This window comes from Duganella sp. AC917, assembly GCF_979258245.1.
Genome location: NZ_OZ409848.1, coordinates 2,588,131 through 2,602,010 on the forward strand (window position 1 = coordinate 2,588,131; position 13,880 = coordinate 2,602,010).

The following is a 13,880-nucleotide window of genomic DNA, read 5'->3' on the forward strand; positions in this document are numbered from 1 at the left end:
GACGGAGCTGTCGCGGGGTCAGGCGAAATTGACTTGAGGGGGACGTTCAGGGTGGGCCAGATCGACCGCGCGGGGGAATTCGGAGTAAAACGGAATGGCCGAGGATACCGCCGGCAGCACCGGCACGTCCATGGTCTGCGCCGTGAACGGCGCGCTGGCGACGCAGCAGGCAGCGCCGCCGCATTTGATGCCGCCGTGGGAGTGGCCGGCATGGTCCGACTGGTCCGGCGATGCCGAGTGATCTTGATCCTGCATGGAGGCCATCATCGCCGCATGGTCGTGCGGACCGGCCGGCATGGCCATCGGCGACGTCGCCGACGACACCGGAGCGGCAGGCGCGCACACCATCATCCCCGCCGACGCGTATCCCTGATAAGGGAGCGCCAGCAGCATCAGCCAGACGATGAAGGTTCGGAACAGGGTCATGCGGCTATGTTATCACAAGCCACGACCCACGCGAGGGTCGGCCCCCGGCGCCGTCAGGCCAGCCGCACCAGCGGGTTGGCGATGATATTGTCGATTTGCCGGATCGCCTCGTCGCACGCGGCGGCGATGGCTTCGTCCTCGTTCTCGCGGACGAATTGCATGGTCGCGCCCTCGAATACCTCGACGCCATTGGCGTCCGCACGTTCGATGTCGCAGCTGGCGGTCCATTTGTTGTCGCTGGTCGGCAAAGCCGTTGGAATGATTTCCCAGCCTTTGTAGTGAATTTTATCCATAACTGACTCCTTATTTAAGGACAGACTATCATGAAGAGATATCGCTTACGCGCACGCCTGAGGATCTTTCCGACTAAAAACATGCGAGTAGCGAAATCGTTATGATTTTTAATTATAATGAACGGATGAAGCCACTTATACAAGCCTTCCACGACAAAAACACGGGTACCGTCACCTATGTCGTGTACGAAACCGACGGCAGCGACTGCGCGATCATCGATTCCGTGCTCGATTACGACCCGAAATCGGGCCGCACCTGCACCGCCTCCGCCGACCTGGTGGTCGATTTCGTCCGCGCGCACCGTCTCAATACCGTGTGGCTGCTCGAGACGCACGCCCACGCCGACCATCTGTCGGCAGCGCCGTATCTTTCGAAACAGCTGGGCGGACGCACCGGCATCGGCGCCGAGATCTCGGTCGTGCAGCAGGCTTTCGCGCGGCTGTTCCCGCAGCGGCCGGGCATAGAGCGCAGCTTCGATCACCTGTTCCAGCCCGACGAGGCGTTTACCATCGGCGCCTTGCAGGCACGCGCGCTGCATGTGCCGGGCCACACGCCTGCGGACATGGCGTACCAGATCGGCGACAACGTCTTTGTCGGCGATACCATGTTCATGCCGGACGTGGGCACCGCGCGCTGCGACTTCCCCGGTGGCTGCGCGGCCACCTTGTATCGTTCCGTGCGCAGGCTGCTGGAGCTGCCGCCGCAAACGCGCTTGTTCATGTGCCACGACTATCCGCCGGAGGGCCGCGAGGCGCGCTGGGAGGTGACGGTGGCCGAGCAGAGCGAAAACAACATCCACATCCGCGCCGGCGTGACCGAAGCGCAGTTCGTGGAGATGCGCACCAAACGCGATGCGACCCTGGACATGCCGGTGCTGATACTGCCGGCGATTCAGGTCAACATCAGCGCCGGAGAACTGCCGGAGGCCGAGGAAAACGGCGTGCGATATTTAAAAATACCGCTGAACGCCTTTTAATCCTCGCGCTTGGGCGTGCGGCCGATGTTTTCATCCATATTGGCGAGATACCAGGTCAGCCCCGTCATCACCGCCACATGGCGCTTCAACTCCAGCGGATTGACCTTGTCCAGCGTATCGGCCGGTGTGTGGTGGTAGCTGAAATAGCTGCTCGAATCCACCAGCGGCATAAACACCGGCACCCCGGCGCGTTCGAGCGGCCCGGTATCGGCGGCGCCGGCCACGTCGCGGCGATCGAACATCGACGCGCCGATCGGCTCCAGCGATTTTTGCAGCGGCGCGAAGTACTTCACCACCGACGGCCGCACGCTGCCGATCACGCCGAACGGACGCCCACCGCCGCTGTCCGATTCGATCGCGGCGAAGTGTCGCTCCACCTTGTCCTTATTGGCGTCGAAATAGCCCTTACCACCCCGGGTGCCGTTTTCCTCGTTCATCCAGGCGATCACGCGGATCGTGCGGCGCGGCTTCAGGTTCAGCTTTTTCAACGTGTCGATCACCGCCATCGCGGCGGCGACGCCGGTGCCGTCGTCATGGGCGCCCGTGGCCAGGTCCCACGAATCGAGGTGGCCGGAGACGATCACCACTTCGTCGGCCTTGTCGCTGCCCGGCAGGTCGGCGATGACGTTGAAACTGTCGGCGTCCGGCAGGTTCTGCGGCGTCAAGGTCAGGTGCATCTTGATCGGGCCGCGCGCCGTCAGACGGGTGATCAGCATCGCGTCTTCGGCCGTCACCGCAGCCGCCGGAATGCGCGCGCCGTCCACCAGGCCGGTGACGCCGGTGTGCGGGATGCGGTAGTCGGCGCCGCCGACCGAACGCACCAGCGCCGCCGCCGCGCCCATCTCGGCCGCCACCTTGGGACCGTTGACGCGGAAGTTGGAACCACGCCCGTATGCCGGACCGGCATGTCCGCGCTCGGCCATCTCCTGGTCGAAGGCGACGTCGAACAGCACGATGCTGCCTTTGACCTGCGCCGCGCGCGCCTTCAACTCATCGAAATCGCGCACCACGATCACCGGCGCGGTCAGGCCGGCGGCCGGCGTGGCGCCCGAGCCGCCCAACGCCGTCAGCACGACCTTCTGCGTGACGCCGGCCGGACGTCCCGTGTAGTCGACCAGTTCTGCCGTCTCGACGCCGCGCACCCAGTGCGGCACCTTGACCGGCTGCAGCGTGACCTTGGCGCCGATCTTGCGCATCGCCTCGGCCACCTGCTCGACGGCCGCCGCCGCGCCGGCGGAACCGGACAGTCGCGGTCCCACCAGATCGGTCAGGTCGGCCAGGCGGGCGTAGGCCCAATCCTCTTTCATCGCGCTGTCGCGTATTTGACCCAGCGTCGCGGGATCGTTGGCCGGGGCGGCGATCGCGCCGGCGCTCAGCATGGCGCCGGCAAGGATGGTCAGGGACAGTTTGAACGGAAAGGCGGATTTCATGCGGGTCCTGTATATGAGTGGGTGAATTGCAAGAACGAATCAGACGATAACCGATCGTGGCGCACTTGTCATCCATATTGATTTGTCATCGGCGCTGCACTACCATGTGCTTTCACACCATCGGGAAGCCTATGCTCAAGGGTCAAATTTGCACGGTGCGCCACGTGGTCGGCACCGATCTGAATACCTTCATCGCGCTGGTCAACGACCTGCCCTCGCGCGGCGACCATTTCTCGCTCCATTTCAAGTCGCCCGAAACGCTGCGCAAGGAGTTCATGCAGAACAGCTTCGTCACCGACGACAGCGAACTGTTTGTCATCGAGGACAGCCTGCACCACATCGTCGGCGTCATCACCCACTTCAAAAGCCGCACCCCGGTCACGCGGGAAATCGGCTACCGCCTGTTCGACGCCAAGCTGTCCGGACGCGGTTATGTCACCGAAGCGTGCGGCCTGCTGGTCGACTACCTGTTCAACGTCCACCAGTACCATCGGCTCGAACTGCTGTCGACGCCCGAAAACGTGGCGTCGATCCGGGTCGCGCAAAAATGCGGTTTCACGGCCGAAGGCATGATGCGCCAGAGCTTTTTCATCAACGGAAGGTATCAGGATGTGCAGATATTCGGCCTGCTGCGGCCGGAGTGGGAAGCCCGGCGGCGCTGATCGGTAAATGTTACAAGCCATTACCAAAACATCGCCTTTGTAAGGATGTGTATAACCAATAGCGGTTTTTCCCCGGAAGTTTATAGTGGGATTACTGGCTAACGAATCATTCCGATCCGAAGCCGCAGCAAGGGGAATCACCATGTTGAGTAAAAAATTTATGGCTGTAGCGTTAGTGGCCGCAGCGACAGTATCATCGTCGGTCTACGCGAGCGACCGTGGGTTCAACACGGTGGCCGGTGCTGTGGTCGGAGCGGCGATCGGCAACAGCGCCGGCGGCCGTGACGGCGCCATCGTCGGCGGTCTGGTTGGCGCGGCGGTCGGCAACAGCATCAATTCGGGCGACCGTCATCGCGGCTACCGCGACGATCGCGGCGGCCGTTACGTCGAGACCCGCGTGTATTCGCAGCCGGCGCCGGTCTACTACGAGCCTGCCCCGGTGTACTACGCGCCGCCACCGCGCTACTACTCGCCGCCACCACGCGTAGTGTATGTGGAACCGGTGCGCCCGTACTACCGCGAATCGCGCCGCGACTATTACTATGGCGACCGTTACGACCGTGGCCACCGCCATGACCGCTACGACCGTTAATTCGTAGCCAATATAGAAAGCCTGTCATCCGACAGGCTTTTTTTTCGTCTCCCTCCGCTAGCTAGCCTTGACGGCCAGCGCCGAGGGGAAATCATGACGACAACAGACGCAATCATCGCTTTGGAACTGGGACACTACCGCCTGCGGGAGCAGATTGGCGGGTCGGCCTACGGCATCATCTGGCGCGCCAGCGCTCCCGGCCCCACCGGCGACGTCGCGATCAAGTTAATCAACCAGGAGCAGATGGCGCGCGCCCTGCCCGCCCAGCGCGAGCGCTGGGTGGACTGCGCCAACAACGAGATCGCGTTCCTGCAGTCGCTGGAGCCGTGGGACGAGCGCCACATCGTGCGCTTGCTCGACAGCGGATGGCACGAAGGCTTGCCCGTGCTCGCGCTGGAGTTGATGTCAACGGATCTGGGCCAGCACATGGCGGCCCTGAAAAGCGCCGAAGACACGGTCCCGATGCCGATGGCGCTGGGCTGGATCGCTCAAATCAATCAGGCGCTGGCCAAGGTCCACCAATATGGCTGGCGTTACCTGGACCTGAAACCGGCCAACGTGCTGCTGGACCGGCATCTGCACACCGTCAAGCTGGCGGACTTCGGCACCAATCGCCATCTCGGCAGCCTGCAAGCGCACTCGTATGCCGGCACCGCGAATTGGCAGGCGCCGGAGCAGTTTTTCCCCGCCGATGGCGGCGGCTATGCGACAGGTCCGCGCAGCGACTATTTTTCGCTGGGCGCGATGTTTTACTATATGGTCACCGGTGGCCTGCCGCTGCGCTTCTGCACCGATTGCGGCCAGGCCTACCGCGAATACCACACCGCCGGCGCCGACCTGCTGCGCCAGATGCACGGCGGCGCGATTCCCGGCGCCCTGCTGCCGGAGGAGGAGGCGCGCTTCGCCCTCGCCATACCGGTTGAAGCGCGCGACCCGGCGCTGGAGCTGCTGCGCGCCCTGCTGCATGTCGATCCGGCCCAACGCCCGCGCCATGCGATTCAGATCAGCCGCATGCTCAACGCGATCCAGGGCGTGAAGCCGGCGCGCGGCTCATTCAACCCGGCCGATCCGATTCATGCCATGCGTCGCCCCAGCGCGATTAATGGCTGGCGTCACATCCAGGGGGCGTGATGGCGGCACCACTGCGTTTGCAAAAGGCGCCTTCGCGCGTCCCATCCGGCGCGAGGTCGCCGCTGCACTGGCCGCATGGTTGGCGTGCCGGCGAGATCATCGCCGATACCGCCGCATGGCTGGCGCGCTTCGCCGCGCAAAACATCGGCCTTGCCGCCACCCTCGCGCTGCTGTCCGCACTTTTCGGCTTGCAGGCGCTGGCCCTTCTGCGCGCACCGGCAAGCTGGCTGCCGTCCACCATCGCGGTCGCACTGGCGCCCGGCGAGACCATCACGCTAGGCCAGCGCGAACTGGCCGCGCCGCAGACCGACCGCAGCCACATTTCGCTGCGCCGCGATCCACAAGACGGCTGGATGCTGCGTAACATCAGTCCATCCAAGCAGGTGATACTGCTGCGCGACGGCGGCGAGCAGCGTATGGGCAGCGTGGTGCTACGCGCCCGGCAAAGCTTCCAGATCGATGGCGCGCTGTTCGACGTCGCGGCCTCGGATGGGAATACCATCGTTTTCGCCCGCGACGGCCATGAGTGGCGCTACGACGGCGCCGTGTTGTACCGCGACGGCCGTCCGCAAGCCAGTTGCCCGGACGCTCGCCTGTCCGGACAGGCGCTGTCGCTGTGGAACCGCGCCATGCCTATGATGCTAACGATCGCCCGTCCGCTGTCATTCGGCGGCAATCTGTATTGCGGTAACCGCCTCGGGCTGGCGCAGACCACGCCGGGCGCCGCGCAGCTGTCGCGCATCAACGGCCGACTGGAGCTTTCGGCCGGTAATCCGGATGGCGACCGCGCCTCGGTGCTGGTGCGTAGCGACGGCGTACAGACCGACTTACGTCGCCAGGAGGCCTCGCTGACAGGGGTGAGCGCGATGATCGTCGGCCACACCCGTTTCCAGCTGACGCCAGCCCGCGACCAGTTGACGCTGACGCCGAGCCGCCATGTGAGCCTGTTCAGCGTGCCGGATCTGAAACTGCCGCAGGCGGTCAGCTGGCAATGGCAAAAGCGCTCGCTGTGGAACAGCGGCCATGCCAACGTGCTGTGGGTCGCCATCGCCGGCTGTCTGGCCTGCATCGCCATTGGCGCGATGTGCGCGATGTCGCCGGCAGGCCCGTGGCAGCGCCGCGCGGCCACAGGCGCCAAGCTGCTGGGCGCGACGATCGTGCTGACCGCCGGCGTCGCCGCGCTGATTTCGCAACGTGCGGGACTGCCGCCCAGCGCCGCGCTGTCAATGGTGCTCGCAGCCTGCGCGCTGCTGCTTTGGCTGTCCTTCCCCGGCCGTCTCACGCTGTTGACCGCCGCCGCCGTCGTGCTGCTGGCCACCGGCCTGCTGGCGCAGTTGGAACTCGGCCTGGGCGCGCCGCAAACCTCGTGGCTGCGCTACTACCAGAAAAGCGCCGCGATGCTGGCGATCGGCGCCGGCATTGGCGGCCTGCTGCGTCTTTGGGCGCAATACCAGGCCGCTCGCGCCGCGCACCTGCAGCAACGCAGCGTCGAATGGATACTGGCGGTGTTCGCCGCCGTCGCACTGGCGGCGCTGGCCGCACAGGTATTGTGGGGCGACGAGACCGGGGTCTTCGACCTGCAACCGGTGGAACTGGCCAAGCTGGCTCTGACCGCGCTGACCGCCCACTGTCTGGCGCTGCGCTTCGGCTGGCATAGCGAAACGCGTCACCCGGCCGATCACCGCGCCCGCTGGCTGCAGCTGATCGCGCCGGCCCTGCTCTTCCTCGCGCTACTCGGCGTGTCATTGGTGCAGATCGATGACTTCTCGCCACTCATATTACTACTGGTGTGGAGCACCGCCATGGCCTTCGCCTATGCTCTCGCCGCCCGCCACCGCATGCTGGCTGCAGCGCTGACGGCGATGACACTGCTGGCAGTGGGCGCCGTGGTCTACCTGCGCCTGGCCGGCACCGATGATTTGATACGTTGGGGCTTCTACGCCGACCGCTTCCTGGTCTGGCTCAACCCCGCCGAACACCCCCACACCGGCCAGCAGCTGCTGCTGGGCGCCCGCGCCATCGGCGAAGGCGGCTGGCTGGGGGCGGACCACTGGATGGGATTGCGCGCCCTCGGCCAGCCGGCCGGCGGCGTGGTGCAGATCCCGGCCGTGCAGGACGATTTCGCGGCCACCTTCTTCATCAACCGCCACGGCCTGGCCGGCGCGCTGCTGCTGTGGGGCGTGCAGGCGGCCTTCCTAACCGGGATCGTGCTGACCGCGCTGCGCGCCCACCACGCCGGCGCCACGGCGCGCAATTTCCGCCAGGCCTGGTCCGGCCGCTTCCATTATTTCGCGCTGTGCGGCGGCGGCGCCTTCGTCCTCGGCCACTTTTTGCTGTCGTGGGGGACCAATCTGGCGATCTTCCCGATCATGGGGCAGCCGATGAGTTTTCTGTCGGCCGGCGGCAGCCATCTGCTATTTTTCCTCTGCCCCCTGCTAGCGTTTAGTGCCATCAGCGCGCAATCTTTAGAAGGAGACTGAATCATGCCGATCTATGTCCAACACGAAGTCCTGGGCCGTATTCCCGACGTTTTCAACGGCGAGGCGATCTGGCAGGCTCCGGGTCTGGCGCTGTTCTCGCGCCGTCCGCTGCTGCGCGACCTGCTGGAACGCAGCCCGCGCGAGCACAAAGGCCGCGCCGCGACCCGCTGCTTCTCCCATGTGACGCTGATGCTGCCGCAGGAGGACGTCGACGACGACTACCACCTGACACGCGGCGCCCGCGCCCGCGATCTGGCGCAGACCTTGACCGCTCTGCATCAAAAAGACTTCGGCGATCTGCTGGGCGGCGATCAGGTGCGCTATGACGTCGTCGGCACCGAGGCGCTATCGCCGGGCGAGATCGAGGTCAAGTTCGGGCACGCCGTGTATCTTCCTGCGGCCGACGAAAAAATCCTCTTCAATGTCAGCGTCTCGCGCGACAGCGCGATCTGGCATCCGGTCTGCTCGATCTATCCGAACCAGCGCCTGGCGCTCATCGGCGGCGAAGGCGGCGCGGCCAGCGTGACCGCCAGCGGCTGGCCATTCGGTCCCGAAGGCGCGATCCTGATCATCAACGACGGTCCCGATGCGGCGCCGGTGGTGCAGATGCGCCCCAAGGATGCCTTCGAATGCCGCTTCGATCCGCGCAGCGGCTACTACACCATCAAATGCCTGCGCGAGGCGCCGGGTGGCAGCCCCCGTTTTATGCTCAAAATCACACGTGCCTCGGGCGCGCCCCTTGCCACGCAGACCGGCGCCGAGGAAGGCATCAGCATCAATCCCGCCCCAGCGCAGGCGCCGATGCACGCACCTATGGCCGCAGCACACGCCATGCCCGCCAAGCCGGCGGTCTGGCAAAGCCGCATCGACGGCGCTCCGCTGGAATTGACGGCCATCCCGGTCAGCCACAAGCCGGCCAACAAGCCAGGCGAGAGCGACGCCACCTACGCGCCGGTCTCCCAGCAACGCGTCAACCTGGTGGCGCTGGCCCTGCCCCGCCTGAGCCGCTATCGCGACACCGGCGCCCAGACGCTGGAGCTGCCTTTCGACCGCGCGCTGTCCTTGTCCGCCGACGCGGCGCCGGTCATCAGTTTCGTGGTCGACGCGGCCGACGAGCTGTATGCCTGCACCGCCGAAGGCCGCCAGCGCATCAACGCGCCGTCCACCTTCTCGCCGGTCGACGGGCGCACGATCCGCCTACTGCCAGCAGCGCCGGAAATGGCCGACCGCTATCGCGCGCTGCTCTGCCTCGCGCAGCCTGTCGGCGCGGCGGTCGCCGGTGGCGCGCGCTTCACCTTTGGGCGCAATTCGCCGATGCTGGCGGGGTTGCGTTTGCTCGACTCTCCCCGGTTCGTGAAGCGCGCCGACGGCGTCAACGCGGCAAGCGCCGACCGTATCGGCCTGTCGCGCAACGCTTTCAGTTTTGAAGCAACCGCCGATGGCTACAAAATCGGCCGGCTGACCGCCACCCAGGGTCTGTATCACCTGAACGAGAAGATGGAGTTCGTCGCCAGCATCGGCGATACCGGCACCGACGCCCCGTATCTGCTGCCCAGCGGTCATCATCTCGTCGCCGGCCACTACGTGCTGCGTTTCGACGCCTGAGGAGACCTGCGATGGAGACGGCAAAACTGTACGCGGCAATTGCATTCCCGGCAGGACTGGTGATCACGCTTTTCCTGGCCGCCTATCTGACACCAAGGCAATGGTGGCGCCGCGCCAACGCGCGGGCGTTGACGATCATGGTGGTTGGCGCATGGGGTTTCGGTAGCCTGATCCTGTACGCGGTCCAGGGTACGCGACCGGTGGCGGCGGGCACGCTGGATGGCGCTCCCGATCCGTCATCGTCTATCACACCGGCGGCGATATCCGCGCCGGCGCGCGTCCCGGCTGAACTCACCGCCGGGAAGCCCTTCCAGGTCCACCGCGACCTGAACGTGCGCGCCGCCGCCGGGGTGCACGCGGCGCGTCTGGGCACCGTGCCCGCCGGCGCCACCGTCACGCCCACCGGCGTGCGCGAAGGCGACTGGTGGCAGGTTACGACCAGCGCGAACGGACGCGAACAAACCGGCTGGGTCAGCAGCTTGTGGCTGCGCCGGGGCGGCGAATGACGTCTCCGCGCAGCGCGTCCTTGTCCCCGTCCATGCACACTTCGCCGTCCGCTTCCGCAGGTGCCGGTTTTTCAGCTAAGCTGTGGCCTTTCGGACTTCGCGCCGCGCCGCCCGCCACGATGACTAGAATCACCGACATGCTGGACTTCGGCCCCGGACTCGATATCGCGGCCCGCAGCAGCGCCAGCATCAGCAAACTGCAGGTGCCGGAGAACCAGGACAACCTGTTCATCGTCGATACCAACGGCCGCGCGGTGTTCCTGCGCGACCAGGCCGGCCAGTCGGCCACGCTCCCGAATTGGCCGCAGGGCCATGTGCGCCTCGCCGTCATGGACGGCATGGGCGGTCACGGTCACGGACGCGAGGCCGCCGAGGCGGTCGCCGACGGCCTGCTGCGCGTGCCCGCTTGCGGCTCCGTGGAGGAACTGGCCGAGCACCTCGACCGACTGCACGACGAACTGCAGCAGCGCTTCCGCCAGCCCGGCGATACCGACAGCTTCCGCCGGCCCGGCACCACGCTCACGCTGCTGGAAATCCCGCCCGGCCAGGCGCCGATGCTGTACCACGCCGGCGATTCGCGGCTGTACGAGATCACCGCGCAATCGGTACGGCCGCTGACGGTGGACCATGTGCCGGCCACCTGCTTCGCGATGCACGGGCTGCTGGGCGAAGACGAATGGTGGCAGCAGGTGCACGGCGAACACCGGCCGCAGATCTCGCAGGCCTACATTCTCGGCAACGCCTTCGCCAATCCACAGGTGCTGGAGGACGGTCTGCTGCCGCTGGACGCGGCCAACCTGCCGCCGTTTCTGGGGCATTTGTCCGACCGCCGCGCGCTGACGGTGCGCGCCGACGCCACCTATTTGCTCGCCACCGACGGCTTCTGGTCGTGCGGCCGTCCGCTGCCCTGGACCGCGCGCTGGCCGGCGTTGATGGTCAGCCCGGGCCACGCCGCCGGCGCCGCCCTCGATGCGTTGTTCAATGATTATGCCGACCATCCGCCGGCAGACCTCCACATCGATAACGTAACCGCCATCGTGCTGCAATTTGCACAACCAAAGCTGCCGAAGCAAACCCGCAATCTTGACGAAACGGCACTGCCGGCCGCATCAATCCCTCCGCATTTTTGAGCCTTGACGGGGGGTAAGTGTTGCGTGGTGATCGCCGCATTTGCCTTTAGGCAAAAATATGCCGATCGGATGCGGGTTTGATTGGCAAGCACGACGTAAACCGCATAAACTGACAGGTATTCCATCGGTCGGTACGCCATGAAAAAATGCAGTAATGCCCAGCATCCGCATTGCACCTTCTGGGTCATGTCTGGAGAACAAGCTTGCGAAGGCGGTCACGCCCAAGCCGAGCCGTCCAGCTATGACCTGCTGAATGCCGTGCGCAGCGCGCGCGCCAGCGAGCCGGCGCCGACGCCGGCTGCCGCGCAGGCCTCGGCGACCGGTATCACCGCTCCGCTGCTCTCCGCTGCGGCCGACATCACCACCGCGCCATCGGGCTATGCCCGTCCGCTGCAACGCGCCCAATCGGAGCGCCCGCAACTGCATATCAGCGGCTTCGACCCGCGCGCAGCCGGCGGCCGTCAAACGCTGAAGATGGAACTGCGCGCCATGCCCGACGCCTGCGCACCCCAACTGACGCTGCAACTGCAATCGGACCTGATCCCCAACGGCGCCGCGCGCCAGCAGTTTGTGCGCGCCACCAATGGCGAATGGCGCCCGGTGTTTGCCGAGTTTTCGTCGCGCGGTAAAGAGCACGGCCAATACCAGATCAGCATCGAGCTGCTAAGCCAGCACCCCGGCATGGCGGCCCGCAAATGGGTGTGCACCTTTGTTATCCTGGTGCCGCGCCTCGATGCCACCCTGACCGAAATCCACCGCATTTTCCTGAGCACCCACAAGAACGTGCGCGTGATGGCGGACGACGCCTCCATCGCCCGCGTCAGCGCGCAAGGCGGCGACAGCCTGGATATCGACGTCACCGCCCGCAACGCCGGCATCGCACATCTGGACCTGAACGCGCCGGCTGGCAAAGTGGACCTGGGCTTTACGACCATCGCCTGGGACGAGGACCTGATCGAAATTGACATCCCCGTCACCAACGCCGTGCATCCGCACGCCAGCCGGGCGGCCAGCTTTGTCAACGCCGCGCCGGAAAGCGGCGCGCAGCGCCAGATCCGATTGTTCGCGATGGAAGAATGCGTGTTGGGCCGCTTTGAACTGGTCGATCCGGAATCCGACGTCATGCTGACGCACTACACCGCCGACGGCCAGGATACCAATGGCTTGACGCGGCGCCTATCCGGCCGCCATGCGGTGATACGCCGTTGCGGCCAGGGCTTCGAGATCGAAGACGTGTCCCGCTACGGTATCCTGCTCGACGGTGTCTGGCCGGGCAAGAACAAACCGACCACGCTGCGCCTCGGCATGCGCATTGAACTGAGCGCCAGCATCAAGGGCATCGTCGTGCTGTCGGTGTCTGCCATCATGCCGCATGGCGTGATCCTGCACCGCGTCGACCAAGGCGCGAACGCCGAATGCTTCTATGTGCTGATGCCGGAAACGCATCCCGGCTACCCGGTCAAATCGTTTGCCGCCGCGCCGCACGCGGCCGCGCTGCCGCTGCTGCTGCATCGCGACGGCGGCTTCTGGCACCTCGACCAGTTGACCGGCAAGGAGACCGCGCTGGCGCCGGGCGTCTCGCTGGACAAACTGAGTCGGATTCCGCGCCATAGCCGTTTCGCCAGCGATCCGTATCCGGAGCACTGGATCATCCGCACCGGCGCCGCCGATATGTACAACACCATCGCCGCGCGCGACATGCATACCGCTTAACGTATTTTCAGTTCCGCCTTCAACTGATCGAGCAGCGCCGCGACCTTGGGCGACATCGGCCGCGCCAGTGGCCACACGATGTGTAGCGGCAGCCCGTCGATCGCCTTTTCCGCCATCACCTCCACCACTGCGCCGGACGCCAGATGCTCGCGCACCAGCCAGGTCGCCAGCTGCGCCACGCCCATATCCGCCAGCACCGCCGTCATTTGCGCCTCGCCGTCGCCGGCCATGATCCGGTGCGCCATGGTGCGGCGCTCGGTTTGCCCGCCTGCGGACGCGAACAGCCATGGACTCGCAGTACCGTCGGCACGCCCGTAGACGACGCAGTCGTGCTGCGCCAGATCGGCGATAGAATGCGGCACGCCGCGACGCGCCAGGTAGGCCGGGGTGGCGCAGAAAATCAGGCGCTCATCGCCCAGATGGACGTGTCCCAGAGACGCGGGCCAATGTGCCGGGCCGCCGATACGCACCGCCAGGTCCAAGCCCTCCTCCTGCACATCGACAAAGCGGTCGGTGAAGGCGACCTGCGGACGCAGATTGGGGTATTGCGCGCAAAAGCGCAGCAGCTCCGGCATCACGCGCATGCGTCCGAAAGTCGCCGGCAAGCCGAGGACCAGGCGACCGGCCGGTTCGGCGTCCTGCGTCAGCGCGGCTTCGGTCTCCCCGAGTTCCATCAGCACGCGACGGCAGGTCTCGTGGTATTTGCGGCCGGCGTCCGTCAGCGTCAGGCTGCGCGTGCTGCGCTCGAACAGTTTGACGCCGATGCGCGCCTCCAGCCGCGCGAGGCTTTTGCTCACGGCCGAGCTGCTGAGTTGAAGCCTCGCGGCGGCTACCGTAAAGCTGCCGGCGTCGGCGGCCTGCACGAAGTAAGCGATGTCTTTCAAATGGTCGGAGGCGTGCATTATTGGCCGAATAATTTTCATGAATTGATTGAA

At 65.6% G+C, this 13,880-nt stretch carries 13 protein-coding genes; 9 read left to right on the forward strand and 4 right to left on the reverse strand.

What is annotated here, in order from left to right:
- Nucleotides 1–18 precede the first annotated feature (18 nt).
- Nucleotides 19–426: a hypothetical protein gene (locus tag ACZ0BA_RS11130; RefSeq protein WP_463451343.1), complete on the reverse strand. Its 408-nt coding sequence runs from the start codon at nucleotides 424–426 to the stop codon at nucleotides 19–21.
- Between the two features lie 53 nt (nucleotides 427–479).
- Complete coding sequence (locus ACZ0BA_RS11135) at nucleotides 480–719, reverse strand: hypothetical protein (protein ID WP_463451344.1); 240 nt, start codon at nucleotides 717–719, stop codon at nucleotides 480–482.
- A 125-nt stretch (nucleotides 720–844) separates the two neighbouring features.
- On the opposite strand from ACZ0BA_RS11135, the gene ACZ0BA_RS11140 reads away from it, so the two are divergent.
- A complete protein-coding gene (locus ACZ0BA_RS11140; RefSeq protein ID WP_463451345.1) occupies nucleotides 845–1,696 on the forward strand; it encodes an MBL fold metallo-hydrolase in 852 nt (283 codons plus the stop codon).
- Here ACZ0BA_RS11140 and ACZ0BA_RS11145 read toward each other — a convergent pair.
- Nucleotides 1,693–3,126 (reverse strand): M20/M25/M40 family metallo-hydrolase, encoded by a 1,434-nt coding sequence (locus ACZ0BA_RS11145; protein ID WP_463451346.1) that lies wholly within the window; start codon nucleotides 3,124–3,126, stop codon nucleotides 1,693–1,695. The two genes, ACZ0BA_RS11140 and ACZ0BA_RS11145, sit on opposite strands and share 4 nt — an antisense overlap.
- Before the next feature lie 131 nt (nucleotides 3,127–3,257).
- On the opposite strand from ACZ0BA_RS11145, the gene ACZ0BA_RS11150 reads away from it, so the two are divergent.
- The 8 genes from ACZ0BA_RS11150 to ACZ0BA_RS11185 all read left to right on the forward strand — a co-directional run bounded on the left by ACZ0BA_RS11150 (nucleotide 3,258) and on the right by ACZ0BA_RS11185 (nucleotide 12,945).
- The gene (locus tag ACZ0BA_RS11150; RefSeq protein ID WP_463451347.1) at nucleotides 3,258–3,788 is read left to right on the forward strand and encodes a GNAT family N-acetyltransferase; all 531 of its coding nucleotides are present in this window, start codon (nucleotides 3,258–3,260) and stop codon (nucleotides 3,786–3,788) included.
- A gap of 160 nt (nucleotides 3,789–3,948) precedes the next feature.
- Nucleotides 3,949–4,380, forward strand: a complete 432-nt coding sequence (locus tag ACZ0BA_RS11155) for a glycine zipper domain-containing protein (protein WP_463451348.1) — start codon at nucleotides 3,949–3,951, stop codon at nucleotides 4,378–4,380.
- Nucleotides 4,381–4,473: 93 nt separating this feature from the next.
- Nucleotides 4,474–5,511, forward strand: a complete 1,038-nt coding sequence (locus ACZ0BA_RS11160) for a serine/threonine-protein kinase (RefSeq protein WP_463451349.1) — start codon at nucleotides 4,474–4,476, stop codon at nucleotides 5,509–5,511.
- Nucleotides 5,511–7,991, forward strand: coding sequence for an FtsW/RodA/SpoVE family cell cycle protein (locus ACZ0BA_RS11165; RefSeq protein ID WP_463451350.1), 2,481 nt, complete (start codon nucleotides 5,511–5,513; stop codon nucleotides 7,989–7,991). Before ACZ0BA_RS11160 ends, ACZ0BA_RS11165 begins: the two co-directional genes overlap by 1 nt.
- Nucleotides 7,992–7,994: 3 nt before the next feature.
- The gene (locus tag ACZ0BA_RS11170) at nucleotides 7,995–9,596 is read left to right on the forward strand and encodes a hypothetical protein (RefSeq protein ID WP_463451351.1); all 1,602 of its coding nucleotides are present in this window, start codon (nucleotides 7,995–7,997) and stop codon (nucleotides 9,594–9,596) included.
- Nucleotides 9,597–9,607: 11 nt separating this feature from the next.
- A complete protein-coding gene (locus ACZ0BA_RS11175) occupies nucleotides 9,608–10,102 on the forward strand; it encodes an SH3 domain-containing protein (RefSeq protein WP_463451352.1) in 495 nt (164 codons plus the stop codon).
- A gap of 119 nt (nucleotides 10,103–10,221) precedes the next feature.
- The gene (locus tag ACZ0BA_RS11180; protein ID WP_463451353.1) at nucleotides 10,222–11,232 is read left to right on the forward strand and encodes a protein phosphatase; all 1,011 of its coding nucleotides are present in this window, start codon (nucleotides 10,222–10,224) and stop codon (nucleotides 11,230–11,232) included.
- 138 nt (nucleotides 11,233–11,370) lie between these two features.
- On the forward strand, nucleotides 11,371–12,945 hold the full coding sequence (locus tag ACZ0BA_RS11185; RefSeq protein WP_463451354.1) for an FHA domain-containing protein: 1,575 nt from the start codon (nucleotides 11,371–11,373) through the stop codon (nucleotides 12,943–12,945).
- On the opposite strand, the gene ACZ0BA_RS11190 is transcribed toward ACZ0BA_RS11185, so the two are convergent.
- Entirely contained in the window at nucleotides 12,942–13,847 is a 906-nt protein-coding gene (locus ACZ0BA_RS11190) for a LysR family transcriptional regulator (RefSeq protein ID WP_463451355.1), read from the reverse strand. The genes ACZ0BA_RS11185 and ACZ0BA_RS11190 overlap by 4 nt on opposite strands.
- Nucleotides 13,848–13,880 lie beyond the last annotated feature (33 nt).